Origin of the sequence: Desulfurococcus sp., assembly GCA_026626905.1 — an archaeon.
Taxonomy (GTDB): domain Archaea; phylum Thermoproteota; class Thermoprotei_A; order Sulfolobales; family Desulfurococcaceae; genus Desulfurococcus.
The window spans coordinates 60,250-84,181 of the sequence record JAPNUX010000008.1; the positions used below are offsets into that span (position 1 = coordinate 60,250).

The following is a 23,932-nucleotide window of genomic DNA, read 5'->3' on the forward strand; positions in this document are numbered from 1 at the left end:
GTTCAGGCTCGAATCTATACAACGTAAACTACTTGGGGATGTTTCACACGATTATCACTGAAATATAGTGAAACACGATGCTTCCAGGCCGGAGATAAGAAGCCAGAAGTATTTAGGGGCAATCTAATCATTCTAGGATGCTCCAGGGTTTCACGGCATTAAAAGTATTTATGGGTTTAAGAACCTGTATATGCTTTAAAACCTGCTTACGTATAGTAGCGGTGAGGTGCTTAAGCATGGGTCATAGGAAGCTGCACGCGCCTAGGCACGGTAGCCTTGGAGTGAGGCCTAGAAAGAGAGCAAGAGAGCTGACGCCGAGAGTTAAGAGGTGGCCGAGTAAATCGTGGTTTGAGATACTAGTGGAGAAACTTGGTGGTGAAGCTACCTCACGCGGGATTTCAGTGAAACCGGTGCTCCTAGGGTTCCCTGTATATAAGGCTGGGATGACTCACGCAGTGATCATTGAGGATAGACCTAACACCCCGCTGACTGGTAAAGAGGTTTTTACACCTGTGACAGTTCTCGATGCACCCCCAGTTGTAATTCTAGGTGTGAGAGCATACTATGTTGACGAGCAGGGGTACTTGAAGAGTAAGGGGGAGGTCTGGAGGGATCCTGTTGACGCAGTAGTAAAAGTCTACGAGGAGCTCTACTCTAGAAACCCGCTTATAGGTTTAAGTGCTGTGGAGGCTGCGAGAAAATACCTGCACGGGCTGGGGAGACTCAACCACGGGCTTGTTAAGCCGGATCCCTCCGGTAGATACGGGTATAAGTTTACTGCTGAGAGTAGTGAGAGCGAGATTAAAGAAGTTCTCAGCGGTGACATAGCAGCTGTCAGTGTTATAGCCTCCACTATACCAGTTCTCTCCGGGATAGGTAAGAAGAAGCCTGAGATAGTTGAAGTGAGAGTAGGCGGGGGTAGTATTGACGAGAGAGTCAAGTACGCTGAATCCATTCTAGGAGGCTACGTGAAAGTCTCAGATGTCTTCATGGAGGGACAGCTACTTGATGTAATCGGGGTCACCAAGGGTAAAGGGTTCCAGGGTGTTATAAAGAGGTTTGGAGTAAAGGAGCTGCCTAGATGGCATAAGCATAGGAAGGGTAGTAGGAAGATTGGTGCGAGGAGCCCTGGCTTCGGTACTATGAGTGAGACTCCTCAAGCCGGGCAGACAGGATTCCATAGGAGAACAGAGTACAATAAGAGAGTCTTGAAGATAGGGTTGAATGGGCTTGAGGTGACAGTTAAAGGCGGCTTCCTCCACTATGGGCTGGTGTACGGGCCCTACGTGCTCTTAAAGGGCTCTGTTATAGGTCCAGCTAAGAGAATGCTCGTGCTCCGCCACCCTATAAGACCAGATTTAAAGTGGCTTCCTCTCTCAGCACCTAGAATAGTCTATTTAAGCCTTGAGAGCAAGCAGGGAGTGTAGGTGAATAGATAATGGTTTACGAGATAGTAGTTGTACCAGCTATAGGGGGAAGCCTCAAGGTACCCGTCTACAATGCTGATGGTAGCGTGGTAGGCGAGGTAGAGCTGCCAGAAGTATTCAAGATACCTGTACGCAAGGATCTCGTGAGAAGAGCATTTCACTCAGCTTTCACAGCAATGCTTCAGCCTAAAGGAAGAGACCCGATGGCTGGTAAGAGAACAACAGCAAAGTACTGGGGTGTAGGGTACGGGCTTGCAAGAGTCCCTAGGCTACCTAACGGTACAGCTAGATTCGTAGTAAGCACTCGTAAAGGGCATGCAGCATTCCCTCCTAGAACAGATGAAAGAATACACGAGGAGATCAATAAGAAGGAGAAGGCTGCCGCGATAGCTTCAGCTCTAGCAGCTACATCAAGAGTTGAAATGGTAAGAGGGAGAGGACATGTCTTCAGTGTTGAGAAGCTACCTGTAGTAGTCTCCGATGAAGTTGAGACAGCAGTATCCAGGGCAGCGCAGGCTAGAGAGTACCTCGCGAAAATCGGCTTGTGGAGTGACGTGGAGAGAGCTGCAAGCGGCACAGGTATTAGAGCAGGTAGAGGGAAAATGAGGGGTCGACGGTACGTGGAACCACGCAGCATTCTCTTCGTACTCTCAAGCTACAATGCTCCGCTTGCTAGAGCTGTTAGAAACATGCCTGGTGTCGACGTGGCGACCCCAGGAAACCTAGGGATTATTCATCTAGCCCCGGGCGGCGTGCCTGGGAGGCTTACAGTTATATCTACAAGGGCTCTCAGCGAGGTAGCCTCGAGATTCAAGGTGGTGTTTCTATGAGCAGCATGGATAGACTCTACAAGGTAATAGTAAGACCTGTTCAAAGCGAGAAAGCCCTAGTCCTAATAGATAAGGAGAACACGCTGACATTCATAGTAGACTTGAAGGCTACTAAGACTGAGATAAAGAAGGCTGTAGAAGAATTATTCAATGTTAAAGTAGCTGAAGTTAGAACTCTAATAACACCTAGAGGAGAGAAGAAAGCCTACGTTAAGCTTACAGCAGAGTATAAGGCGGGTGAAATAGCCTCCCAGCTAGGCTTAATCTAGGTGGTTGAGTATGGGTAAGAGAATAATACCTCAGAGGAGGGGTAAGGGGTCACCAGTCTACAGGACACCAGACCACCTGCATATAGCTCCAGCTAGATACCCTCCCCTAGACCCGGGTAGAACCTACAAGGGTATTATAGAAAACCTAGTACACGACCCTGGGAGATGGGTGCCGCTAGCAGAGGTGAAACTTGAGACAGGCCAGGTATTCTACATGCCAGCAGTTGAAGGAATGTATGTAGGCCAGGTGATAGAGATAGGTCCTGAAGCCAAGCCAGTAAACGGTAACATCCTCCCAGTTGGATTAATACCTGAGGGAATGCAGGTAGCCAATGTAGAGAAGAATCCAGGCGATGGAGGGAGATACGCTAGATCCAGCGGGACGTACGCTCTAGTAGTCGGGAGAAGCGGTGATAAAACCCAGATACAGCTACCCAGCGGTAAGATAGTAGAAGTTTCAAGCAATGCTAGAGCAACCATAGGAGTAGTCAGCGGTGGAGGCAGGCTCGAGAAACCCCTACTCAAAGCAGGCGCAGCATTCTACAAGTGGAAGGCTAAGAGCCGTGTATGGCCTAAGGTGAGAGGTGTAGCAATGAACCCAGTTGACCACCCGCATGGAGGCGGCAGCCACCAGCATGTAGGCAGGCCTACAACAGTCGCGAGGAATACACCGCCTGGAAGAAAAGTGGGTCATATAGCCGCCAGGAAGACTGGCAGAGGGAGGTAGCTTCACCCCTTTGCCCTCCAGCTGTTATTTTACAGGGGTCTACTAGTTTCATGGGTTAACATGAATGCACCTGGATACAACTGACCCGATCGTGAGGAAGGTATACGAGATATATGGGCCTGTTGTCGAGACTAGGCAGCCGGTTAGAGACCCTGAGGAGATGATCAGGGTTCTAAGAGAAGAGTTTAAGCTTATCGTTAAACCCTATGTTGTCTACATAACGTTATCTGCGTTCATAAATAATAGACCTGTCCTCTACGAGGGCCCCCCGGGAACCGGTAAAACTGAGATTGGTGAGGCAATACTATACTTGTGGAGCGGTAAGAAGCCCTTTGTACTACCCTGCAGTGAGAACTACGATGAGTACAGGGTTATAGGAGACTTCCATCCAGCTATGGCTATGGCTAAGGGATTCAATGAGGAGAGCTTTATACCTAGGCCTCTACTAGCAGGGCTGATAATGGAGGCAGGCGTCCTAATAGATGAGATCAGGAGGAGTAGCGAGGAGTTCCAGAACCTCCTCCTGGATATAATAGATAAGAGGAGGATCATTATACCGGAGCTCAAGAAGGTATACTATCAGAGCGGGATGGGATTCCAGGTAGTATTTACCAGCAACCCCTACGATATAGCTCAAGGAGAGTTGAGCGATGCCTTCCTCAGGAGAGTTGTAAGAGTAGAATTCCACTACCCGTCTATACAGGAGGAGTACGAGATACTCAAGCTTAAGCTAGGCGATTTAAGCAGGAGGCTTGACGACAACATAGTCTTCAAGGCGCTCGAGGTAGTCAATAAGCTGAGGAGTAAAGCAGTCTACAAGCCAGGTATCTCCGAGACTGTTACATGGCTGACTCTTACAGCTTTAATCTCAGATATGAAGGGTAGGGAGAAAGCAAGCGAGGAAGATCTGCGCGAGGCGGGTAAAGCCGTCCTCTACAAGAACCCGGAGGATAGAGAGCTTGTCGAAGAACTCCTCGAGTAGCAGTATGGATGCGAGAAGCCTAGTTGACGAGGCTATCTCAAGAGAGATAGAGGCTTTAAAACCCAGGTTGAGCGAGCTAAGAGAGACCCCGGTCGACAAGCTTGTACTCTACGTTAAAATGAAGCTTGCACTTAAAGCACTAGCAAGAGATGAAGGCATCTTAGCTAGCCTAGAGGAGGCTCTAGCTGAGTCACTAGGCTTAAAGCTAAAGCATCCCGGGGGCTCCAGGGAGGGTCTTGTAGAGTACTTCCAGCCTGCAGAGAACCTCTGGAGAAGGCTGGGTAGAAGCCGTCGTTTAACAGCCAGCAGGCTGCTTAGTGAATCCTCTTCGAGGGATGAAGTGCTCACGTACATATGGTTGAGAAGAAGCGGAGTGCTTAAAAAGCGGTCTGATGGCTCGCTGATAGCGAGTAGAGTAGAGGCGCAGCGCTCTTTAAGCAATGAGAGGTGCGAGGTAGCCTTAGAGGATATAAGCCGCTACCTTAAAGAAGTCTCCAGTAGCCTCTGGAGTAAAGTGATAACTAGAAGCCTCCTCGAGAATGCTAGTACAAGCGAGCTTGTATCCCTAGCTGGAGAATACTACGGGTTTAATGCTAGTGTTGACGCAAGGATCACAGAGGAGTTAAGAAAACGGATTCTAAACGGGTGGAAGCCGGCTCCAAGCGACGCTAGAAGACTTGAAGACGCATTAAGAGATGCTCTTAAAGGAGTAACCGGCGTGGAAGTCCCCTTACATCTACTACCCTACATTGACACAGTAGAAGAGTACGTGGCTGCGAGAAGAGAGAGGCTAGCGAGAGAAATTGAGAGGCTGCCGTTAAAGGAGAGGTGGAGTATTCTGAGAAGCCTGAGAAGGAAGGTGAGAGACCCCGGCTTCTACGAGAGCTTAAACCCTATCACTCTAATGGATCTTAAGGGTCTCGGAGGCTTAAGCGAACCATTAGCAGGGAAGGTGGCTCTCGGCGAGGCCATAGGAAGCTATCTCGAATACCTTTTAACCGGGGATGCATCCTACAAGACTTACGCTCTACACGTAGCTGAAAGAATAGATGCTTCAATACTAGACCCCAGGTACAAGCCGATCCTTGAAAGCATAATTAACGGTGACGATGGAAGACTTCTCTTCCTGCTTGGAAGGGAGATGAGTCTTGATGCACTCGAGTTAATATCGATTAAGCTTGGCGATGAGTACTCGAGGAGAGGGATTCTGGATCCAGTTCTAGTCAAGAAGGCCGTGGTACTAGGCCTAAGGCTCTTAAACTACATGAGGAAGAAAGCTGGCCTCCCGCAGAAGCGTAAAGCTGTAGGCGTGAAGGGGAGGCTGGAGGTCAGGGAAACCATGTATAAGTGGGTGAGATTCAACTACAATTCAGTCTTCAAGGGGCGGGTGAAGCGGAGGAGGCTTATAGGAGTAGTTGATGTCAGCGGTAGCATGGCTAGGTTCTCACTATGGTCTATTCTCTCACTTGCATTCACTCTACCTGCTACATCGCATGTAGTAGTCTTCAGCGAGGAGGCACGGGTCTACAAGCTTCCCTCCAGGAAGACTGTGGCTGTTCTCGCGGGATTCCTCGAGAAGCTTTACACTGAGGGCTTTAAGGGGTACACGAATATCTCTAGAGCGCTTAGAGTAGCCGGCGAGCTAGCATTGAAGACAGGCTCGAAAACCCTGCTCTTATTCAGCGACCTCAAGCAGACAGTGCCCGGCGAGGAGCCCTGGAGTGTTGCAGGCAGCCTGACTAGTAAGGGGTTAAGGATAGTAGCGTTGACACCCTACACTACTAGCGATGTAGTAGCAGAGAAGTACAGGAGTGCGGGATGCGATGTTGTAGCTGTAGAGAACCCCGAGAGCATACCGATTATTTTAAAAAGGAAGATTAGTCTTAAAAAATGAATCTAGTATGCTGTAATACTGAGTGCTTAACAGGTTTAAAGTGAATTAGGAGGGGTTGAGTAGCTTGGCGCTAAGCCCGCAGGAGATACCGGTTGAATGGAGGAAGTTTAAGTATAGAGGCAGGAGTCTAGAGGAGCTCTTAAGCATGTCCATGGATGAGCTAGTAAACATTCTTCCAGCGAGACAGAGGAGGAGTCTTAAGAGAGGTTTAACTAGAGCCCAGATAAAACTACTAGCAAAGATCAGGAGGATCCTCAGGAACCCCGAGCTAGCTAAGAAGGCTGTCATAAAGACTCATGTGAGAGACATGGTTGTGCTTCCAGAAATGGTTGGGCTTACTATAGCAGTCTACAATGGAAAGGAGTTCGTGCCTGTTAAGATCACCCCTGAAATGATAGGGCATTATCTGGGAGAGTTCAGTCCAAGCACGAAGAAGGTTACACATGGAGAGCCTGGGTTGAAGGCTACCAAGGCGAGTCGATTCATAGCAGTGAAGTAGGTGGGTGTGCAATGCCTACATGGCACTACTCTGTTAAATTCGAGGATGAGTCAAAGATTGCTAAAGCAGTTAGATACGATATACCTGTTTCAATCAAGTACATGCGTGAAATAGCCTATACGCTTAAAGGAATGAAGCTCAGCGATGCTATAAGATTCCTCGAGGAAGTCATCAAGCTGAAGCAGCCGGTGCCGTTTAGAAGGTATCACGGGAAGCTAAGCCATAAGAGGGGGCTAGCTGACAGGTTCAAGTGGCCTTCTGGAAGATACCCTGTCAAGGGAGCTAAATACGCTCTTGAAGTACTGAGGAATGTTGAAGCTAACGCTGAGAATAAAGGACTGGATAAAAGTAAGCTAGTCATAATCCATATAGCAGCTCATAAAGGCTTAACTCTGAAGAGGTATATGCCTAGAGCCTTCGGCCGGGCAACACCCAAGTACCGTAGGATGAGTCATCTAGAAGTCATTGTAGGCGAGGTGGAGTAGGCTTGGTTGGACCACGCGTTAAATCATACTTCCTAAGCTACGGTTTGAAGAAGCTAATGGTGGATGAAGTATTAGCCAGCTACTTCAAGGATGCAGGGTACGCTGGCGTAGAGCTCTATAGAACTCCCACAGGCCACCGCGTGGTGATATACGCAGAGTACCCGAGCAGGCTGATAGGTAGAGGTGGAAGCGTAATAAAGAAGCTGACAGCCATCATGGAGAATAGATTAGGACTCGAAAACACCAGCATAACAATATCACCTGTAGTCGACCCAGACTTAAACGCGAGGGTTGTAGCCTTCAGAATAGTGAGAGCTCTAGAGAAAGGGATGCACTACCGTCGCGTAATGATGTACATGCTTAGAAGGATAATGGAGGCTGGAGCAGTAGGCGCAGAAATAGTTGTAAGCGGTAAGCTTAGAGGTGAGAGAGCAACATACGAGAAGCTGAAGGCTGGGAGAGTCTACAAGACCGGCGAGCCAGTAGAATACATTGTTGATAGAGCAGTAGCTAAAGCCCTCCTAAAACCAGGAATATACGGTGTTGAAGTAGTCATAGTTAAACCAGGCGTAAGGCTACCAGACCAGGTGACCTTGAAAACCCCTAGCCCCCAGGAGCTAGAGGACCTCAAGCCTAAAGTCCAGCAGGGTGGTAGTAGTGAAGGCTAGTGAGATAAGAAAGATGAGCCCCGAGGAGAGAGTGAGAAAGCTTAACGAGCTGAGATTAGAGCTAGTGAAGCTAAGACTACAAGCTAGAATGGGGACTCTAACTAATACAGCTAGGATTAGAAACGTGAAGCGGGATATAGCTAGGATACTAACAGTAATACGGGAGACTAGTGGAGCTAGAGGTGCAGGAGAGTGAGGAGAGCTAGTACTATTAGACACGATTTAATTGGATTGAAAATTAGAGTCCTCGAGTACCCGGATCGTAAGCTCGTAGGGCTTGAAGGCGTAGTTGTCGATGAAACCCTCAAGACTATTCTAGTTGAGACAGCTGACGGCAGGAGGGTAAGAGTCTTCAAGTTTAACGGTTTATTCGAGTTTACCATGCCCTCCGGCGAGACCATTGTTATTAAAGGGTGGAAGATTGTTGGGAGACCATGGGAGAGATTAAAGAGTGCTTTGAGGTAGATTACTATGAGTCAGGTTAAAGTAAACAATATCGGGATACCAGGTGTTCAGCCACCTGAGAAAACGTGTAGTGACCCTAAGTGCCCGTGGCATGGGAACCTTAAGGTTAGAGGAGTTATTCTGACAGGCGTAGTCGTCAAGAAGAGAATGCACAGGACAGTTGTAGTTAGACACGAGTACCTCCACTACGTTAAAAAGTACATGAGGTACGAGAAGAGGCATAAGAATATTCACGCTCACCTACCCCCATGCATAGATGTCAGCGAAGGGGATACAGTCATTATAGGTGAAACAAGGCCTCTAGCAAAGACGGTTTCATTTGTTGTCTTAGGTGTGGCTAGAAGAGGTGGTGAGTAATGGGTGCGAAGAGAGCTGTAGCAGGCAAGCCAGCTATCTCCAGGAGGAGGATTAACACAGGCCTCCAGGTAATGTCGAGGGTTAAGGTAGCTGATAATAGTGGTGCCAGGGAAGTCTTAATTATAGGTGTCCCAGAGTACCATGGAAGACTGAGAAGAGTTCCACCAGCTGGTGTAGGAGACCTCGTTGTCGTCAGCGTGAAGAAGGGGACACCCGAGATGAGGAAGAAGATTTTTAAGGCGATAATAGTACGGCAGAAGAGGCCTTACAAGAGGCCCGACGGCACCTGGGTAGCCTTCGAGGATAACGCAGTCGTCATTCTAACACCCGAGGGGACACCTAAAGGTACCGAGATACGTGGGCCTATAGCTAAAGAGGCTGCTGAGAGATGGCCTCAGATAGCGAATCTAGCCTCAATAATAGTCTGAGAGGTGGAGTAGACTATGCCGCTTACAAGCTCAGCTAAGCCGAGCAAGCAGAGAAAGCAGCTTGTAGAGATGCCACTCCACTTAAAGCACAAGCTCTTCAACGCTAAGCTATCCGAGGAGCTAGCAGAAAAACTGGGTGTTAAAAGGCTGCCGGTCAAGCAGGGGGATACCGTGAGGATTATGAGAGGCGAGTTCAAGGGGCATGAAGGTAAGGTTGTAGAAGTAGATTTAAAGCGTATTAGAATACACGTAGAGGGAGTTCAGAGGAAGAAGGCTGATGGAACCCCTATCTACGTGCCGATACATCCAAGTAAAGTCATGATTATAAAGGCTGATTTAAGTGACAAGTGGAGGCTTAACATAGTAGAGCGCAGGAAGACCAGTATAGTCGAGCAGGCTGGAGAGGCTGGTTGAAATGGGTAGCATGGGTGGAAGTAGGCATTTAAAAGCGCTTAGCGCGCCTAGATACTGGCCTATACTTAGAAAGGAGTATAAGTGGACTGTTAAGCCTTCCCCGGGACCCCACGCTATTGAGAGATCCATACCGCTGCTTATACTTGTAAGAGATATCCTGGGGTACGCTAAGACAGGTAAGGAGGCTAGGAGGCTCATAGCTGAAGGACACTTCAAGATTGATGGGAAGACTAGGAGAGACTACAAGTTCCCGGTTGGAGCAATGGATGTAGTTGAAGTAGTAGATACAGGCGTATTCTACAGGGTTATCCCTGTGCCTACAAAAGTCTTAGATTTAATAGAGATCTCAAGGGAGGAGGCTTCATTCAAGCTGTGTAGGATTGAAGATAAGACAACTGTGAAGGGAGGGCACATACAGTTAAACCTTCACGATGGCCGAAACCTCCTTGTGAGAGTCAACGATCCAAGAAACCCTGTTGAAGACATCTATGATACACTAGGCACTGTAAAGATATCTATTCCAGGCCAGCAGCTACTAGACTACATCCCATTAAAGGAGGGCGTGATAGCCATAATCTCCGGTGGTAGAAACATTGGGAGGGTAGGTAGAATAGTATCCATTCATAGAGGTATGAGGAGGTATAGAAGCATAGTCACCCTTGAAGACGCGAATGGTAGTAGATTCCAGACAAGCCTTGACTATGCATTCCCAATAGGCATTGATAAGCCGTTAATAAAGCTCCCAGAGGGTGCCTGGCGGTGATAGCTCTTACAAGCGAGGTTGAAAAAGAGATTCTTGAGAAGTGGAGTAGAAATCCAATGCTTAAACCATTCATAGCTAAGGTCACCGTTAACATAAGTGTTGGAGCTGAGACTGAAAGACTCCCGAAAGCAATACGAGTCCTCGAGGAGCTAACAGGGCAGAAGCCTGTTCCCAGGAGGGCTAAGAGAACAATCAAGGACTTCGGGATCAGGAAGGGCGAGAATATTGCCGCCAAGGTGACCTTAAGGGGGGAGAAGGCTTTAGCATTCCTCAGGAAGGTCTTCGAGACTGTAGGCTACAGGCTGAAGGCTTCAAGCTTCGATGATCATGGAAATGTCAGCATCGGCATCAAGGAGCACATCCACATGCCTGGAGTCAGATACGACCCGGAGATAGGGATATTCGGCATGGATGTAGCGGTCACCATTGAGAGACCCGGGTACAGAGTAATGAGGCGGAAGCGTGCTAGAACTAGTATTCCTAGAAGGCACAGGGTAAGCAAGCTTGAAGCAATGGTTCTATTAAAGCAGTTGTTTGGTGTTGAAATAGTAGAAGGGTAGGTGACTTCTTATGGCTAAATTCAAGCCTCCAAAAATGAATAAGTATGGCCGTGGCACTCAGGTCTGTGTTAGATGCGGGTCGAGAGATGCAGTTATACAGGCTTACGGTCTTTACCTCTGCAGGCAGTGCTTTAGGGAGGTTGCAACAGTCATAGGCTTCAAGAAGTACGATTAGGTGGTTAGTAATGGTGGTCATGGATACTCTCGCAAACGCCCTCTCAGCGATATACAACGCTGAGATGAGAGCTAAGAAGGAGGTTGTAGTCTGGCCGGCATCTAAGCTAACTCTTAACGTGCTGAAAGTCCTCCAACGGGAGGGATACATAGGGGAGTTCGAGTACATTGATGACGGGAGATGGGGTAAGATAAAGATACAGCTACTGGGGAGAATCAATAAGATAGGCGTCATTAAGCCTAGATACCCAGTCAAGTACAAGGAGCTCGAGGAGTTCCCAGACTGGCTTAAACGGTATCTCCCAGCATACAATATAGGAGTAGTAATAGTCTCGACTCCCTACGGCGTGTTATCCCACAAGGAGGCTGTAGAGAAGCATACAGGCGGGGTACTCCTAGCATACTGCTACTGAGGTGGTAGAGCTTGGCCAAGATGCTCTATGTGGCTGAGAAGGTGAGGATACCAGAGGGCATAGCAGTCGAAGTAGATGGCTTAAAGGTTACAGTTAGAGGCCCGAAGGGCTTTATAACCAGAGACTTTAGCCACGCTAGAGGCGTCATCGTGAGACTTGAAGACGACTCAGTAGTAGTTGAAGCCTACAGAGCTGACAGGAAGCTTAAAGCTCTCGTAGGATCCATTGCAGCCCACATACGCAACATGATTACAGGTGTCATGAGAGGCTACAGGTACAAGCTTAAAATCATATACTCGCACTTCCCTATGAGCGTCACAGTAGACGAGAAGAACAGGGTTGTCAGGATAAAAAACTTCATGGGTGAAAGGTCAGATAGAATTGCGAGAATATACGGGAACGTTAAAGTGTCAGTTAAAGGCGATGAAGTAATAGTTGAAGGAGTAGACATAGAGGAAGTCGGGCTTACAGCTGCATCTATTGAGAGAGCCACTAAGGTTACAGATAGAGATAGAAGGATCTTCATGGATGGAATATACATCTACGAGAAGGGTGAGGCCTCATGAACCCTGAGATTGAACGCCTCCTTAAACTAAGAGAGATTATGAAGAGGAGTAGGCCAGACTTCTACAGGTACGAGTGGTGGAAGAAGCCGAAGTTTAAGAATAATCCTGCCTGGAGGAAGCCAAAGGGTATAGACAACAAGATGAGACTCCAGCTTAAAGGATACCCGCCTCTAGTTAAAGTAGGCTACAGGAGCCCCAGGCTTGTAAGAGGTCTTCACCCTACAGGCTTAGAGCCTGTGGTAGTATACAGTCCCGGAGACCTTGAGAGCCTTGATGCAAGCAGACACATAGTGTACATTGGCGGAAGCGTCGGCTTGAAGAAGGCTATAGAGATATACAAGGCAGCTGTCTCTAAAGGCTTAAAGGTAGCTAATCCCCCTAGAATACTAGAGTCCCAGGGTGCTTAGAGATGAGCGATCTATCACTTCAGAAGAAGCTTGCAGCCGAGATACTGGGGGTAGGAGTTTCAAGAATATGGATAGACCCCTCTAGAGTAGAAGATGTAGAGGCTGCAATAACCAGGAAGGATGTGAAAAAGCTGATCAATGATGGAGTAATAAGAGTTAAACCTGAACACGGGATCGCAGGCTACAGCTCTAAAGTGAGACAGAAGCAGAGAGTTAAAGGCAGGAGCAGAGGGCACGGTAAGAGAAAAGGGAGTAAGAACGCTAGGAGCAATAGTAAAGAGGAGTGGATGAACAGGATTAGAAAGATTAGAAGATACCTGAGAAGCCTGAGGGACCGCAAGCTCATAGACCGCAGGACTTATAGAAGACTTTACATGCTCGCTAAAGGCGGCCAGTTCAGTAGTCTTGCATCCCTGAAACTCTACCTCAAGGAAAACAATATACTAAGGGAGGTTAGATAGGTGGTTTAAATGGCTAGAGGACCCCGCTACAAGGTTCCAAGAAGGAGGAGGAGAGAAGGGAAGACCAATTACCGTAAGCGCTACATAATGATTCTCTCAAAGCACCCTAGGTTCGTTGTAAGGAAGACATTGAACTATATCTGGGTTCAAGTAGTAGAGGCAAAGCCTCAGGGAGATGTAGTTATAGCAGCAGCTCACTCCAGCGAGCTTAGAAAGAAGTTTGGGTGGAAAGCCGGCACGAGTAACACGCCTGCAGCCTACCTGACAGGCTTGCTTGCTGCTCTCAGAGCCCTTGAGAAAGGTGTTAAATACGCTGTGCCAGATATAGGGTTGCACCGTCCAACCAAGGGCTCCATTGTATTCGCGGCTATAAAAGCTGCTAATGAAGTAGGACTTAAAGTACCTGCTAGCAGTGAAGTATTTCCTTCAGAGGAGAGAATTAGAGGCGAGCATATAGCATCCTACGCTAAAGTATTAAGGGAGGCGGGTTTACTCGAGAAGAGGTTTTCCAGGTATCTTGCAAGCGGCCTGCAGCCGGAAGACCTCCCAGCCCACTTCGAGGAGGTTAAAAACAGTATTTTAAAGCACTACGGGTTTAAGCAGGGGTGATATGTTGTCGGCAAGCGCAGTCGATAAGGAAGCCCTTAGTAAGTGGGTTCCCAGGACGCGTGTAGGCAAGATGGTATTAGAAGGCAAGATAACAAGCCTCAAAGAGATATTCGATAAGAACCTACCCTTACTGGAACCAGAGATCGTAGACTACCTGCTACCAGACCTAGTCTACGAGAGAATAGATACCAAGATAGTCCAGAAGATGACTGATGCAGGCAGGAGAACAAAGTTCCTAGTAGTAGTCGTCGTAGGCAACGGGAACGGCTTCGTCGGTGTAGGGACAGGTAAAGCCAAGCAGTTCACTGATGCACTGGCGAAAGCACTTAGAAACGCTAAGCTGAACATAAGGCCTGTTAGAAGAGGATGCGGTAGCTGGGAGTGCAGGTGCGGTGAACCCCACAGCATCCCATTTACAACGCGCGGTAAAAGTGGTAGTGTTGAAGTAGTGTTAAAGCCTGCTCCACGCGGGACAGGACTAGTTGCAGGAGATGCAGCTAAAGTAGTATTAAGACTAGCTGGTATCAGAGACGTGTGGACTCAAAGCTTCGGGGAAACTAGGACCACACTAAACTTTGCTAAAGCAGTTGCAAACGCGCTCAGCAACACCTACAAGTTCACAACCCCGCTAGACTGGGTTAAAGCCTAGGTGACCAGGCTATGAGCAAACTCTACGCTATTATAAGGTTGAGGGGACAGGCTGACACACCCCCGGATGTCGAGTACACTCTGAAACTTCTGAGACTCCATAAAAGATACCATCTAACACTATACCCGTCAAGTCTACCGGGACTGCAGGGCATGCTCGAGAAGATCAAGGATTGGGCTGCATGGGGCGAGGTTAGCAGGGAGACCCTAGTGAAACTACTTAAAGCTAGAGGGAGAGGGCCAGGAGGTAGAAGACTCACAGACGACTACATAGCCAGTAATCTAGGCTCCCAGGGAGTGAAAAGCCTGGAGGATCTAGCTGACGCACTACTAGAGGGAAGAATATTACTCCATAAGATAGATAACATCGTGAAACCAGTCTTCAGAATGCATCCCCCTAGAAAAGGATTAAAGGGCTCAGTGAAGAAACCCACCGGTCAAGGCGGCTGGCTGGGTTACAGCGGGGAGAAGATAAACGAGTTAATTGAGAGAATGCTGTAGGTGGTTTACTATGACGGTGAGAAAGAAGAAGAAATCCAGAAAGCTCCGTGGTAGAACTAGAACCATGGGCTGGGGGAGGGTAGGCCAGCACAGGAAGAGCGGGTCCCGCGGAGGCTTCGGGGCAGTGGGATTCCATAAGCATAAGTGGACGTGGATTCTAAAGCACGCTCCAAACTGGTATGGTAAGCACGGCTTCCTACCCCGCAGTAAAATCGAGGAGAAGGCAGTGATTAATGTAGGCGAGCTCGATGAGATAGCATACAAGATGACTCTCACAGGTAAAGCTGTAGTAGAGGATGGATTAACAGTCTTAGATACCGTGAGCATGGGTATAAGTAAAGTACTAGGATCAGGTAGAGTCACCAGGAGGCTCAAAGTTATCGCTAAGGAAGTAAGCGAGGATGCCAGAAGAAAGATAGAGGAAGCGGGCGGTATAGTGGTAACCCCAGGTAGCAGCTAGGAGAGGCTGTAAGATAGGATTATTAAGACTAATTATTTTAATCTCTTTCACCCTCTACAAATCTAGCTTCAAGTACACAGAGTTAACGAGCGGATCTAGAGATGGGGTTACTTAACCTGCTTGCTAGGGTAGCCGACTACATACCTACAGTAGCGAAGCCTAAGACCAAGCCATCGATGTACGAGAGGTTGTTCTGGACTGGTGTAGCCCTAGTAGTCTACATGATCATGGCTAGCACGCCTCTATACGGTATATCCTACGCTGGCCCCCAGCAGATAATGCTAATACAAGTGATATTCGCGTCGAGCAGAGGAACTCTAATGGAGCTAGGCATAGGCCCTATAGTCACAGCAGGCTTAATAATGCAGATCCTCGTGGGAGCAAAGCTCGTGGACCTGGATCTAACAGACCCCGAGAACCGCCGAGTCTTCACTATGGCTCAGAAGACTCTCGCCATAATACTAGCAGTCTTTGAGTCAGCAATGTACGTTCTCTCATGCCGCTACTGGACTCCACTCGGTAACCCTATAACAAGCTGTAGCGCCACGTGGAGTACACGCTTAATTGTCGGGCTTCAACTCTTCATAGCATCCTACATGGTTATCACGCTCGACGAGATGATACAGAAGGGGTGGGGTATCGGTTCAGGCGTATCCCTGTTCATCCTAGCAGGCGTGGCGACAACAATATTCTGGAATACATTCAGCACTGTAACCTATCAAGGCGAGTACATAGGCTTCATTCCCTACCTCATTCAGCACTTATCGAGCGGAGGGAGCTGGAGCGACCTGCTGGTGAGAGCAAGGGGAAGGGATCTCGTAGGCTTAATTGCAACTATAGTCATCCTCCTGCTACTCGTATACCTTAACAGCATGAAGATAGAAGTCCCGGTTACCTCGCCGAGACTCCATGGTGTTAAAACGAAGATCCCCTTGCAGTTCCTCTATGTGACTAACATACCGGTTCTATTCATAGGCATACTGTACTCGAATGTTTTAATCTACGCGATGATCCTGAGGAATTATCTTGCTACAGTAGTACCTGCAAGCATAGCTGACCTTCTAGCAAAGTATGATGAAACTGGACGGCTTATAGGAGGCCTTGCATACTACCTCTCATCTCCCAGCGGCTTGTATAGTGCTCTAGCCGACCCCATGCACCTAGTAGTATACAGTCTTCTAGTACTAGTGTTCGCAGTGCTCTTCGGAGTTATGTGGGTTGAAGTAGCAGGGTTAAACCCGGCTGCGCAAGCAGAGCAGTTGATTAGCAGTGGCTTCGAGGTGCCAGGGTTAAGGAGCAACCCGAAGATCCTCGAGCGTATTCTAGCCAAGTACATATACCCGCTGACAGTGCTCTCAAGCCTTATAGTAGCAGGGATCTCAATTGTAGCGGATACTCTTGGAGCGTATGGTACAGGTATAGGTATCCTGCTCGCTATAGGTATTCTCTACCAGTACTACGCTATGATAGCGTACGAGAGGACTCTTGAAGCATACCCGTTACTGAAGCGCTTGGTGGGAGAGTAGTGTTTTTAACACTAATAATAGTGCTATCAGCCATGCTCTCAATACTAGTATCACTACTCGTGAAAGCTGTTAGAAGCCACCCCTACTTTGCTGAAGCAGTCAAGGCTTTCACCTCCATTCAGGTACCTGAGAAGCCTAGAAGTAAAGGTGATATTAGAAGGCTGAGGAAGTATAGAGCCCTCTATAAGTCCGTGAGGAAAAGAATTATTCTACTCTTAGCGTTAAATTTCACTGTATTCACGCTAGTCTACGTTCTAATGATAGTCCTAGTGACAGTGTTATCCGGCGGGGAGGCGTGGATTACTATACCAGTAGCTATACCCCTCCTCTCGTATGCGAGTAATGGAGTCTACATGACACATGTCTACGTGGTAGCACTCCTTGGCTTCATAATACCATTCCGCTTAATCTCGAAGAATGCTAGACTCTAATACTTAAGCTCTTTTAATCCCTGCACTAATTTTAGCTAGAACAGTGCCTGCTTAGGGTGAGTGTAGTATGCCTAGACCAATGTATAGGAGTAGAAGCTGGAGGAGAGTTATTGTTAGAACACCTGGTGGAGAAGTGAAGGTACACTACGAGAAGAAGCCTCCAAGCACAGCTAAATGCGCTATATGCGGGAAGCCCTTAAACGGGGTTCCAGCTCTCAGGCCAAGCGAGCTCCGCAAGCTCGCTAAAACAGAGAGAAGGCCGGAGAGACCTTACGGAGGCTACATATGCCACGAGTGTCTTGCACGCGGGCTCAGAGAAGCTGTTAGAGCCCAGCTACGCTTGTAGGCTAGCGTGATCTAATTGGTTAGAATAGTTTTAAGCGGCCCGCCCGGGAGTGGTAAGACAACACAGGCTAAACGCCTAGCCTCATACTACGGCTTCAAGTACTATTCAGCTGGCTCAGTGTTCAGAGAGTATGCTAGGATGAAGGGGTTGACACTAGAGGAGCTTAGCAGGCTAGCCATGGAGGATCCATCAATAGATATGGAAGTAGATAGGCTAACACTTGAAACAGTTAAGGCGAGCGACAACATAGTTGTAGACGGGCATCTAGCAGCATGGATAGTCTCCGATATCGCTGATCTAAAAGTGTATGTGACAGCTCCGTTAACTCTTAGAATCCTGAGAATAGCTGGACGCGACAATAAATCACTAGGGAAAGCTCTCTCAGAGACGCTTATAAGAGAGTACTCACAGAAGAAGAGATTCATGGAGTACTACGGGTTCAACGTAGATGACACATCATTCTTCGACATAGTTATAAATACAAAGCTCATTGGTGTAGAAGAAGCATTCAGCATTATAAGAACAGCAGTAGACAAGATTTTAAAAGAGAGGAGTAGTTAAAACGGATCCGTAGCATGATGGCTTAAAGGGTGGTTAAAGTGCCAGCCATAGAGATTGGAAGAATATGTGTTAAAGTAGCAGGTAGAGAAGCAGGTAGAAAATGTGTCGTAGTCGATATAATAGACGAGAACTTTGTTCTCATCACAGGGCCTAGAACCCTTACTGGGGTAAAGAGGAGGAAGGTTAACATAAAGCATATAGAACCCACGGAGAAATCTATTAGGATACCTAGGGGTGCAAGCGACGAGGAAGTCTTAAAGGCTATAGGTGAAAGCGGCTTAGTAGACTACATGAAGGAGGTTGTTAAGCCGAAGCTAACACCACTATAGCAGGCTGTAGCTGGAAGACTAGAAGGCATTATAACCCCGAAGATTTTCTTTTCCATATAGGAGAGAGGCGTATTCATCATGGGGTTAGCAGAGAAAGGATTATCCTTCATAGACTACCTGACAGCAAGAGCTGGGTACAGGAATGAGTGGATTGTGGTGAGAGAGGCTGATACATCCTCCGACTATGGTGTTCTACCCTACGAGAGAAGCATTAGGGATCACATAAGCTATGGAGTCTTAAACCTTGATAAGCCGCCAGGGCCCACCAGCCATGAAATCGTTGCATGGGTTAAGAGGATGTTCTCTGTGAGAAGAGCCGGTCACGGGGGTACCCTAGAACCCTCCCTCGGGGTGGGGAGACCCCAAGGTGACCGGTGTCCTGCCAGTTGGCTTAGAGAACAGTACTAAGGTCATTGGAAGCGTGGTGCACAGTATTAAGGAATACGTTATGGTTGTACAGCTACATGGAGATGCATCGGAGCAGGATGTAAGAAGGGTAGCCGGGTACTTCAGGGGGGAGATATACCAGAGGCCTCCGGTGAGATCTAGTGTTAAACGTGCTCTTAGAGTTAGGAGAATCTACGAGATAGAGGTTCTCGAAGTAAGAGAAAGGCTCCTTCTACTCAGAGTTCTAAGCGATCCAGGTACCTACATGAGGAAGCTAGCCCACGACATGGGTTTAATGCTAGGTGTTGGAGCCCATATGAGGGAGCTCCGGAGGACTCGTACAGGGCCGTTCAGAGAGGATGAGACTCTGGTAAGACTCCAGGATGTCAGTGAAGCTCTAGCTTTATGGAGGGAGAGAGGAGATGAAAGATACCTTAGACGTATTATTCTACCTGTCGAAGCCTCTATAGTCCACCTCCCGAAAATAATGATCCTTGACACAGCTGTAGACGCTATAGCTCACGGTGCAAGCCTAGCTGCACCCGGTGTAGCGAGGCTGACAAGTAATGTTGCAAGAAATAAAACCGTGGCTATTCTAACACTTAAAGGCGAGCTAGTAGCCCTCGGGCAAGCCCTCCGTGATGCTAGTGAAATAGCCAGGATGAGTAAGGGTATAGTTGCAAGAACTCGTAGGGTTCTAATGCCGCCTGGAGTATACCCTTCAACGTGGAAGAAGGGATCCCAGCTGTGACCCACTACTTTAAGCCAGGGGAGCCGGGTGAAAGAAGGCTTATACCGTTAGCGATCCACGGGTATTCATTCGAGTTCCTCTCCTATACAAGCTTATTCTCCGGTTCAACCATAGACGAGGGGACGAGGCTCCTTCTTGAGAACATAGAGGTGCCTGAGAGCGGAGTAGTCTTAGATATCGGCTGCGGCTACGGGGTTATAGGGATAGTTATCGCTACTCTCAATCCTTCACTGAAAGTCTACATGACAGACATTAACCCTTTAGCCGTCAAGGTAGCCCGTTTAAACGCTAGGAGGAATAGAGTTGAAGACCGCGTGGTTGTCTTAGAGGGAGATAGGTATAAGCCTGTAGAAGGCTTGAAGTTTAATGCAATATACTCCAATCCCCCGATCTCAGCAGGCATGAATATAGTAGAAGAAATAGTTCTAGGGGCGAGAGAACACTTAACTGAAGACGGCTTCGCGCAATTCGTGCTAGCGAGAGGCGGTCATAGCCTAGCCAATAAAGCTAGAAGAGTATACAGTGATGTAAGAGTTAAGAGTAAAAAAGGTTATATCCTCCTATACCTTAAACCATGAGAGTAGAGCCGGGGTGCCCGAGCGGCCTAAGGGGCTGGCCTGGAGAGCCAGTGGGCTCACGCCCGCGCGGGTTCAAATCCCGCCCCCGGCGCTCTAATCTTGAATACTCTGGTCTTGGTGATTGACGCAGAAGTCCTCCAACCTCTACTAAAGATTTATAAACTCTCCACTTGCTTCCCTATTTAGCTAGTGGGAACATGGTGCCTAGGAGAAATATACTGATATCTGAAATATACTGATATCTGAAGTAGTAATAGTAGTATTACTTGTAATCCCACTAGTATTCATGATAGAGGCTGAAGCCCTACCAGTTACAGCTGGTACCAGTAAGGTTCGAATAGTCATAGGGTATAAGGATGAATCATCCAAGCTAGGTATTTTAAAGCTCTCGGTGTAAGCCCGTTAAAGGAGATCAAGGAGATAAAAGTCATCGTAGTAGAGGTGCCTGAAGCGCTCGCCAAGCGTATTAAGAATATACCTGGAGTTAGATACGTAGAGAGGGATGGCGAGGCCCGGGCACTCGGGTGGACTAGCTACTATAGCGATATAAAGTGGAATATGTACATGATTGGTATAACTGATGTCTGGGAATCCTACTACGGATACTATGGTAGCTACGTCTTCGGACGTGGTGTTGCCGTAGCAGTACTAGATACAGGCATAGACTATACTCATTCAGACCTCTACGGAAGGGTCGCTTACTGTATTTACACTGTGGGCACTAAAACATATAAAGGTACAAACCTAAAGAACTGTGCTGACAGAAACGGGCATGGAACACACGTCGCTGGCATTATAGCTGCATCAGTAAACAACGCTGGTAGTGCTGGAGCTGCCCCTAATGTCACCCTAGTTGCTGTTAAAGTACTCTCGGATTCAGGTAGCGGTACATACACTGATATTACTGAAGGTATTGTTGAAGCCGTAAAGGCTGGAGCATACATACTAAGCATGTCTCTTGGAGGCCCGAGTGATAGCAGCGTGTTAAGAGATGCATCCTACTGGGCCTACCTGCAGGGTGCTGTACAGGTGGTTGCAGCAGGTAACAGTGGTGATGGAAACCCCTCAACAAATAATGTAGGCTACCCAGCACGCTATCCATGGGTGATAGCTGTAACAGCAGTGGATTCAAGCGGTAACACTCCCACGTGGAGTAGCGACGGCTCGGAGGTAGATGTAGCAGCCCCGGGTGTCAACATATACTCCACGTACCCGAACAAGAGGTACGCTTATCTCAGCGGTACATCTATGGCTACACCCCATGTATCAGCTGTAGTAGCTGTAATAGAGGCGTTAAGATACGCAGCTGGTAAGAGCTGGCTTGACTTCGACGCAATCTACGATGTTATTACATCCACAGCCATAGATCTGGGGCCACCAGGCTTCGATGTCTACACAGGATACGGGTTGATCGATGCATATAGTGCAGTGAGGTATGCCTTAAGCCTACCCTAGTTTTCCCTCAATCTATTCTACCTTATAGAGAAAAAGTCATGTAGCTAATTCTAGAAATCTATTTAGGCTTCTAAACTACTCAGCTTATACTGGCGTCGTGAAACCCCACTTCTCTAGTGCTCTCGCCAGCTCTCTGTGCTCTTTAGCGTATACGTCGAGCGGTATCCCCTTTACTATAGCGTCAAGGGCTTGCCTGACAGCAGCTGCACCTGCTCTAGGTCCGTCGGGGTGCCCGACTACACCGCCTCCTATCTGTAGTACTAGTTCTCTCCCAAGAGCGTCGATAACTACAGGGAGGTTGCCTGGGTGTAGTCCTCCCGATGAGACAGGCATTGCCGGCTTAATGTGGTGCATTGGCTGCTCGAGGTGGAATATATCGTTTGAGTCAGGCTTGAAGTGGGTGTCTCTTAATATCCTGGCGTATGCTACTACATCCTGTTTTCCTCCCTCAAGCTTCCCTGCTCCAGCTGTACCCACGTGTAGCTGGTCTACTCCTATGATCCTGTAGAGTTTTGCCAGCACGTACATTGAGATACCATGGTAGGGATTCCTCGTGAATGCTGCATGCATAGCTCTATGGGCATGTATAGCTAGCCCGTACTCCTCGGCGAGATCCCTAATGTAGGTTAGAGTGCTCCACCCTGTGATCACAACGTCAACCATTACATACGGGTTACCGTAGTCTGCAACTAGCTTGAGCCTCCTCTCCATCTCGCGTATATCGGATGTAATGTTAGCAAACCAAGCCTTCCTCTCACCTGTCTCTTTTTCAACCTTATCTATAACCCTCATGATCTCCTTTGCTCTAGCTTCAAACCTGCAGAAGCTGGGGCTAGTCAGGTTCTCATCGTCTTTAATGTAATCTAATCCACCGCCTAGTAGCTCTAAAGCTAGCTTTCCAACCTCCTCTGGCGAGTACCCTTCCTTGGGTTTCGGCACAGTCCCCACTATCGGTCTATCCTTAACTCTAAAGATCTCTCTAACACCCTCGATACCTTTGCTGGGACCCTTGAACCCCTTGAGAAACTCCTTTGGGAGGTATAAGTCTTCTAGCCTCAATCCTTCAACACGCTTCATGCCGAATATATTTCCAGCCAGCGATGCGAGAAGTCCAGGCATATTTCCTTCTTCGAACAGCTCTACTGGGTATGCTATTCTGATAAGCCAGGAGCCGTCGCCGAGATCCCTGAAGTAGTATGCCCTCCCGTTCAGCCTTCTAACTCTCTCTACATCGTACCAGTTGTAGAGGCTTGTCCACGTACCAGTGCTACTCTCTGCTGCTACTCCTCCAGCTGCATCCTCAATTGTGAAGCCTTTAGCTGGTTTAACTCTATATACTGCTATTACATGCTTTTCAGGGTCGGGGGTGAACCCTTTATCAACGTACTCATGGTATACCTCGAACTCCATTTTCCCGCTCAAAGACAACACCTTGAGCGAATAAATATGATTGAAACCTTATATTTCTTTAGTTAGGCATTAGGTGTCTTCATGGAGAATAAGGTGGTGTACTCTAGGAGTGGTAGATTCGACTTCCTAGAACACATGAGTGATATCTACGTTAGAGCGTATGGTAGCAGTATACTAGAACTCTACGAGAATGCTGGGCTGGCACTCTTCGACTCCATGGTTAACATCGACCATGTAAAGCCAGAGGTAGTGAAGCATGTAGAAGTAGAGGGATTCGACTTAGAAAGCCTCCTCTACAAGTGGCTTGAAGAGCTCCTAATCCTCTACTACACAGAGAGACTTATGTGTAGCAGCATCAATGTCGTGGAGTTTAGAGTAGAGGAGAGTGGCGGGGAAGCAGTCCACAGGCTGAAGGCTAGGGTTGAATGCGAGACATTTAATCCGGCAAGACATGAAGCTAGAGTTGAAGTTAAATCACCAACATACAGTTTAATGAGGATACTAAAGCATGAACATGGATGGGAAGCTTACTTCGTGCTAGACATATAGTGTTTAATAGCCAGCGAGCACTTCTCGCAGAAGAATCTGGATTTACTGTCAACCCCCAGGATATCATTGCTGTAGTTCATGACGCAGCCGGGTGTAATGCAGTGGTCTAGTCCTGCTAGATGGCCGAGTTCATGCACGCACTCCTTCACAAGCCTCTCAAAATACAGGTTGAAGTCGGGGGGTTGACCGTAGAATTCAGGCTTAAGCCTCTTAGTGAAGACTACTGCTGTACGAGTATTCTTTAAAGCCAAGCCGAAAATAAAGTTGAAGTCTTCTTCAAACCCGTCGAGATACCCGATCCCGAGGATCACTGTGTCATCGTCTACACCGGCCAGCCTGATAGTAGAGTGCAGGTAGTCAGCTACACAGTTAGCTAGATACTGCCTCCTCTCCCAGCTGAAGCATTTAATCGGGGGTTTTACAACCTCACTCCACGTGGTTAACTCTACTCTCACACCACTCTTCTCGAAAGCTTCTCTTATAGCCTCGGAGAGAGCATCCAGGTATTCCAGTACACCGTAGCTTGTTAACGGAACCAGTATTATTCTAGTCAAGACCTAGCACCGAGGGGAATAAAGAGCTCGGTATAATATAAGTGTTAG

37 protein-coding genes and 1 tRNA gene are annotated in these 23,932 nt (G+C 47.9%); 36 read left to right on the plus strand and 2 right to left on the minus strand.

The window, feature by feature from the left end; genetic code table 11:
- The first annotated feature begins 236 nt into the window (after positions 1–236).
- The 35 genes from OWQ48_06185 (at position 237) to OWQ48_06355 (ending at position 21,371) form a co-directional block, all read left to right on the plus strand.
- On the plus strand, positions 237–1,427 hold the full coding sequence (locus OWQ48_06185) for a 50S ribosomal protein L3 (protein MCY0868796.1): 1,191 nt from the start codon (positions 237–239) through the stop codon (positions 1,425–1,427).
- An 11-nt stretch (positions 1,428–1,438) separates the two neighbouring features.
- Positions 1,439–2,257 (plus strand): 50S ribosomal protein L4, encoded by an 819-nt coding sequence (gene rpl4p, locus OWQ48_06190; protein MCY0868797.1) that lies wholly within the window; start codon positions 1,439–1,441, stop codon positions 2,255–2,257.
- Positions 2,254–2,526 carry a 50S ribosomal protein L23 gene (locus tag OWQ48_06195; protein MCY0868798.1) on the plus strand — a complete coding sequence of 91 codons (273 nt, stop codon included), beginning with the start codon at positions 2,254–2,256 and terminating at the stop codon, positions 2,524–2,526. Before rpl4p ends, OWQ48_06195 begins: the two co-directional genes overlap by 4 nt.
- A 10-nt stretch (positions 2,527–2,536) precedes the next feature.
- The gene (locus OWQ48_06200; GenBank protein MCY0868799.1) at positions 2,537–3,253 is read left to right on the plus strand and encodes a 50S ribosomal protein L2; all 717 of its coding nucleotides are present in this window, start codon (positions 2,537–2,539) and stop codon (positions 3,251–3,253) included.
- Between the two features lie 64 nt (positions 3,254–3,317).
- Positions 3,318–4,235, plus strand: a complete 918-nt coding sequence (locus OWQ48_06205; GenBank protein MCY0868800.1) for a MoxR family ATPase — start codon at positions 3,318–3,320, stop codon at positions 4,233–4,235.
- Positions 4,213–6,129 carry a VWA domain-containing protein gene (locus tag OWQ48_06210; protein ID MCY0868801.1) on the plus strand — a complete coding sequence of 639 codons (1,917 nt, stop codon included), beginning with the start codon at positions 4,213–4,215 and terminating at the stop codon, positions 6,127–6,129. Before OWQ48_06205 ends, OWQ48_06210 begins: the two co-directional genes overlap by 23 nt.
- A 64-nt stretch (positions 6,130–6,193) precedes the next feature.
- Positions 6,194–6,628, plus strand: coding sequence for a 30S ribosomal protein S19 (locus OWQ48_06215; protein ID MCY0868802.1), 435 nt, complete (start codon positions 6,194–6,196; stop codon positions 6,626–6,628).
- A gap of 11 nt (positions 6,629–6,639) precedes the next feature.
- On the plus strand, positions 6,640–7,113 hold the full coding sequence (locus tag OWQ48_06220; protein MCY0868803.1) for a 50S ribosomal protein L22: 474 nt from the start codon (positions 6,640–6,642) through the stop codon (positions 7,111–7,113).
- Positions 7,114–7,115: 2 nt separating this feature from the next.
- Complete coding sequence (locus tag OWQ48_06225) at positions 7,116–7,781, plus strand: 30S ribosomal protein S3 (GenBank protein ID MCY0868804.1); 666 nt, start codon at positions 7,116–7,118, stop codon at positions 7,779–7,781.
- Complete coding sequence (gene rpmC / locus OWQ48_06230) at positions 7,771–7,977, plus strand: 50S ribosomal protein L29 (GenBank protein ID MCY0868805.1); 207 nt, start codon at positions 7,771–7,773, stop codon at positions 7,975–7,977. Before OWQ48_06225 ends, rpmC begins: the two co-directional genes overlap by 11 nt.
- Positions 7,974–8,246 carry a ribonuclease P protein subunit gene (locus OWQ48_06235; GenBank protein ID MCY0868806.1) on the plus strand — a complete coding sequence of 91 codons (273 nt, stop codon included), beginning with the start codon at positions 7,974–7,976 and terminating at the stop codon, positions 8,244–8,246. Before rpmC ends, OWQ48_06235 begins: the two co-directional genes overlap by 4 nt.
- 6 nt (positions 8,247–8,252) lie before the next feature.
- On the plus strand, positions 8,253–8,603 hold the full coding sequence (locus tag OWQ48_06240; GenBank protein ID MCY0868807.1) for a 30S ribosomal protein S17: 351 nt from the start codon (positions 8,253–8,255) through the stop codon (positions 8,601–8,603).
- A complete protein-coding gene (locus OWQ48_06245) occupies positions 8,603–9,031 on the plus strand; it encodes a 50S ribosomal protein L14 (GenBank protein ID MCY0868808.1) in 429 nt (142 codons plus the stop codon). The genes OWQ48_06240 and OWQ48_06245 overlap by 1 nt, the downstream gene beginning before the upstream one ends.
- Positions 9,032–9,046: 15 nt before the next feature.
- The gene (gene rplX / locus OWQ48_06250; protein ID MCY0868809.1) at positions 9,047–9,445 is read left to right on the plus strand and encodes a 50S ribosomal protein L24; all 399 of its coding nucleotides are present in this window, start codon (positions 9,047–9,049) and stop codon (positions 9,443–9,445) included.
- A gap of 1 nt (position 9,446) precedes the next feature.
- Positions 9,447–10,208 (plus strand): 30S ribosomal protein S4e, encoded by a 762-nt coding sequence (locus OWQ48_06255; GenBank protein MCY0868810.1) that lies wholly within the window; start codon positions 9,447–9,449, stop codon positions 10,206–10,208.
- On the plus strand, positions 10,205–10,768 hold the full coding sequence (locus tag OWQ48_06260) for a 50S ribosomal protein L5 (GenBank protein MCY0868811.1): 564 nt from the start codon (positions 10,205–10,207) through the stop codon (positions 10,766–10,768). The genes OWQ48_06255 and OWQ48_06260 overlap by 4 nt, the downstream gene beginning before the upstream one ends.
- 10 nt (positions 10,769–10,778) lie before the next feature.
- Positions 10,779–10,943 carry a 30S ribosomal protein S14 gene (locus tag OWQ48_06265; protein MCY0868812.1) on the plus strand — a complete coding sequence of 55 codons (165 nt, stop codon included), beginning with the start codon at positions 10,779–10,781 and terminating at the stop codon, positions 10,941–10,943.
- A gap of 10 nt (positions 10,944–10,953) precedes the next feature.
- Positions 10,954–11,355 carry a 30S ribosomal protein S8 gene (locus tag OWQ48_06270; GenBank protein MCY0868813.1) on the plus strand — a complete coding sequence of 134 codons (402 nt, stop codon included), beginning with the start codon at positions 10,954–10,956 and terminating at the stop codon, positions 11,353–11,355.
- 11 nt (positions 11,356–11,366) lie between these two features.
- The gene (locus OWQ48_06275) at positions 11,367–11,921 is read left to right on the plus strand and encodes a 50S ribosomal protein L6 (protein MCY0868814.1); all 555 of its coding nucleotides are present in this window, start codon (positions 11,367–11,369) and stop codon (positions 11,919–11,921) included.
- Positions 11,918–12,328 (plus strand): 50S ribosomal protein L32e, encoded by a 411-nt coding sequence (locus OWQ48_06280; protein MCY0868815.1) that lies wholly within the window; start codon positions 11,918–11,920, stop codon positions 12,326–12,328. The genes OWQ48_06275 and OWQ48_06280 overlap by 4 nt, the downstream gene beginning before the upstream one ends.
- 2 nt (positions 12,329–12,330) lie before the next feature.
- Positions 12,331–12,789 carry a 50S ribosomal protein L19e gene (locus tag OWQ48_06285; GenBank protein MCY0868816.1) on the plus strand — a complete coding sequence of 153 codons (459 nt, stop codon included), beginning with the start codon at positions 12,331–12,333 and terminating at the stop codon, positions 12,787–12,789.
- Positions 12,790–12,798: 9 nt separating this feature from the next.
- Positions 12,799–13,398, plus strand: a complete 600-nt coding sequence (locus OWQ48_06290) for a 50S ribosomal protein L18 (GenBank protein MCY0868817.1) — start codon at positions 12,799–12,801, stop codon at positions 13,396–13,398.
- 1 nt (position 13,399) lies between these two features.
- Positions 13,400–14,047: a 30S ribosomal protein S5 gene (locus OWQ48_06295; GenBank protein ID MCY0868818.1), complete on the plus strand. Its 648-nt coding sequence runs from the start codon at positions 13,400–13,402 to the stop codon at positions 14,045–14,047.
- Between the two features lie 11 nt (positions 14,048–14,058).
- Complete coding sequence (locus OWQ48_06300) at positions 14,059–14,547, plus strand: 50S ribosomal protein L30 (GenBank protein ID MCY0868819.1); 489 nt, start codon at positions 14,059–14,061, stop codon at positions 14,545–14,547.
- 10 nt (positions 14,548–14,557) lie between these two features.
- On the plus strand, positions 14,558–15,007 hold the full coding sequence (locus OWQ48_06305; GenBank protein MCY0868820.1) for an uL15 family ribosomal protein: 450 nt from the start codon (positions 14,558–14,560) through the stop codon (positions 15,005–15,007).
- 101 nt (positions 15,008–15,108) lie between these two features.
- The gene (gene secY / locus OWQ48_06310; GenBank protein MCY0868821.1) at positions 15,109–16,533 is read left to right on the plus strand and encodes a preprotein translocase subunit SecY; all 1,425 of its coding nucleotides are present in this window, start codon (positions 15,109–15,111) and stop codon (positions 16,531–16,533) included.
- Positions 16,533–16,964, plus strand: a complete 432-nt coding sequence (locus OWQ48_06315) for a 7tm Odorant receptor (GenBank protein MCY0868822.1) — start codon at positions 16,533–16,535, stop codon at positions 16,962–16,964. Before secY ends, OWQ48_06315 begins: the two co-directional genes overlap by 1 nt.
- 67 nt (positions 16,965–17,031) lie before the next feature.
- A complete protein-coding gene (locus tag OWQ48_06320) occupies positions 17,032–17,310 on the plus strand; it encodes a 50S ribosomal protein L34e (protein MCY0868823.1) in 279 nt (92 codons plus the stop codon).
- Between the two features lie 15 nt (positions 17,311–17,325).
- Positions 17,326–17,871, plus strand: a complete 546-nt coding sequence (locus OWQ48_06325; protein ID MCY0868824.1) for an AAA family ATPase — start codon at positions 17,326–17,328, stop codon at positions 17,869–17,871.
- A gap of 38 nt (positions 17,872–17,909) precedes the next feature.
- Positions 17,910–18,200: a 50S ribosomal protein L14e gene (locus OWQ48_06330; GenBank protein MCY0868825.1), complete on the plus strand. Its 291-nt coding sequence runs from the start codon at positions 17,910–17,912 to the stop codon at positions 18,198–18,200.
- A 78-nt stretch (positions 18,201–18,278) separates the two neighbouring features.
- Positions 18,279–18,608, plus strand: coding sequence for a tRNA pseudouridine synthase A (locus OWQ48_06335; GenBank protein ID MCY0868826.1), 330 nt, complete (start codon positions 18,279–18,281; stop codon positions 18,606–18,608).
- Positions 18,568–19,338 (plus strand): RNA-guided pseudouridylation complex pseudouridine synthase subunit Cbf5, encoded by a 771-nt coding sequence (locus tag OWQ48_06340; protein ID MCY0868827.1) that lies wholly within the window; start codon positions 18,568–18,570, stop codon positions 19,336–19,338. The genes OWQ48_06335 and OWQ48_06340 overlap by 41 nt, the downstream gene beginning before the upstream one ends.
- Positions 19,335–19,916 (plus strand): methyltransferase, encoded by a 582-nt coding sequence (locus OWQ48_06345; protein MCY0868828.1) that lies wholly within the window; start codon positions 19,335–19,337, stop codon positions 19,914–19,916. Before OWQ48_06340 ends, OWQ48_06345 begins: the two co-directional genes overlap by 4 nt.
- Before the next feature lie 7 nt (positions 19,917–19,923).
- Positions 19,924–20,007: transfer RNA gene (locus OWQ48_06350), tRNA-Ser, on the plus strand.
- Positions 20,008–20,357: 350 nt separating this feature from the next.
- The gene (locus OWQ48_06355; protein MCY0868829.1) at positions 20,358–21,371 is read left to right on the plus strand and encodes a S8 family peptidase; all 1,014 of its coding nucleotides are present in this window, start codon (positions 20,358–20,360) and stop codon (positions 21,369–21,371) included.
- A gap of 84 nt (positions 21,372–21,455) precedes the next feature.
- Here the strand turns inward: OWQ48_06355 and rbcL are convergent, their stop codons facing one another.
- Positions 21,456–22,793, minus strand: a complete 1,338-nt coding sequence (gene rbcL, locus OWQ48_06360) for a type III ribulose-bisphosphate carboxylase (protein MCY0868830.1) — start codon at positions 22,791–22,793, stop codon at positions 21,456–21,458.
- A gap of 69 nt (positions 22,794–22,862) precedes the next feature.
- Here rbcL and OWQ48_06365 point away from each other — a divergent pair, with 69 nt between their 5' ends.
- Positions 22,863–23,330, plus strand: coding sequence for an archease (locus OWQ48_06365; protein ID MCY0868831.1), 468 nt, complete (start codon positions 22,863–22,865; stop codon positions 23,328–23,330).
- Here the strand turns inward: OWQ48_06365 and OWQ48_06370 are convergent.
- Positions 23,309–23,884 (minus strand): archaemetzincin family Zn-dependent metalloprotease, encoded by a 576-nt coding sequence (locus OWQ48_06370; protein ID MCY0868832.1) that lies wholly within the window; start codon positions 23,882–23,884, stop codon positions 23,309–23,311. The genes OWQ48_06365 and OWQ48_06370 overlap by 22 nt on opposite strands.
- Between the last annotated feature and the right edge of the window lie 48 nt (positions 23,885–23,932).

Excerpts from the sequence above, each read along its gene's own strand:
- OWQ48_06270 (MCY0868813.1), top strand. The coding sequence starts at position 10,954 with ATGGTGGTCATGGATACTCTCGCAAACGCCCTCTCAGCGATATACAAC.
- OWQ48_06245 (MCY0868808.1), top strand. The coding sequence starts at position 8,603 with ATGGGTGCGAAGAGAGCTGTAGCAGGCAAGCCAGCTATCTCCAGGAGG.
- OWQ48_06195 (MCY0868798.1), top strand. The coding sequence starts at position 2,254 with ATGAGCAGCATGGATAGACTCTACAAGGTAATAGTAAGACCTGTTCAA.
- OWQ48_06295 (MCY0868818.1), top strand. The coding sequence starts at position 13,400 with ATGTTGTCGGCAAGCGCAGTCGATAAGGAAGCCCTTAGTAAGTGGGTT.
- OWQ48_06285 (MCY0868816.1), top strand. The coding sequence starts at position 12,331 with ATGAGCGATCTATCACTTCAGAAGAAGCTTGCAGCCGAGATACTGGGG.
- OWQ48_06200 (MCY0868799.1), top strand. The coding sequence starts at position 2,537 with ATGGGTAAGAGAATAATACCTCAGAGGAGGGGTAAGGGGTCACCAGTC.
- OWQ48_06280 (MCY0868815.1), top strand. The coding sequence starts at position 11,918 with ATGAACCCTGAGATTGAACGCCTCCTTAAACTAAGAGAGATTATGAAG.
- OWQ48_06365 (MCY0868831.1), top strand. The coding sequence starts at position 22,863 with ATGGAGAATAAGGTGGTGTACTCTAGGAGTGGTAGATTCGACTTCCTA.
- OWQ48_06265 (MCY0868812.1), top strand. The coding sequence starts at position 10,779 with ATGGCTAAATTCAAGCCTCCAAAAATGAATAAGTATGGCCGTGGCACT.
- OWQ48_06205 (MCY0868800.1), top strand. The coding sequence starts at position 3,318 with ATGCACCTGGATACAACTGACCCGATCGTGAGGAAGGTATACGAGATA.
- OWQ48_06220 (MCY0868803.1), top strand. The coding sequence starts at position 6,640 with ATGCCTACATGGCACTACTCTGTTAAATTCGAGGATGAGTCAAAGATT.
- OWQ48_06320 (MCY0868823.1), top strand. The coding sequence starts at position 17,032 with ATGCCTAGACCAATGTATAGGAGTAGAAGCTGGAGGAGAGTTATTGTT.
- OWQ48_06300 (MCY0868819.1), top strand. The coding sequence starts at position 14,059 with ATGAGCAAACTCTACGCTATTATAAGGTTGAGGGGACAGGCTGACACA.
- OWQ48_06335 (MCY0868826.1), top strand. The coding sequence starts at position 18,279 with ATGGGGTTAGCAGAGAAAGGATTATCCTTCATAGACTACCTGACAGCA.
- OWQ48_06305 (MCY0868820.1), top strand. The coding sequence starts at position 14,558 with ATGACGGTGAGAAAGAAGAAGAAATCCAGAAAGCTCCGTGGTAGAACT.
- OWQ48_06240 (MCY0868807.1), top strand. The coding sequence starts at position 8,253 with ATGAGTCAGGTTAAAGTAAACAATATCGGGATACCAGGTGTTCAGCCA.
- secY (MCY0868821.1), top strand. The coding sequence starts at position 15,109 with ATGGGGTTACTTAACCTGCTTGCTAGGGTAGCCGACTACATACCTACA.
- OWQ48_06255 (MCY0868810.1), top strand. The coding sequence starts at position 9,447 with ATGGGTAGCATGGGTGGAAGTAGGCATTTAAAAGCGCTTAGCGCGCCT.
- rpl4p (MCY0868797.1), top strand. The coding sequence starts at position 1,439 with ATGGTTTACGAGATAGTAGTTGTACCAGCTATAGGGGGAAGCCTCAAG.
- OWQ48_06290 (MCY0868817.1), top strand. The coding sequence starts at position 12,799 with ATGGCTAGAGGACCCCGCTACAAGGTTCCAAGAAGGAGGAGGAGAGAA.
- rplX (MCY0868809.1), top strand. The coding sequence starts at position 9,047 with ATGCCGCTTACAAGCTCAGCTAAGCCGAGCAAGCAGAGAAAGCAGCTT.
- OWQ48_06185 (MCY0868796.1), top strand. The coding sequence starts at position 237 with ATGGGTCATAGGAAGCTGCACGCGCCTAGGCACGGTAGCCTTGGAGTG.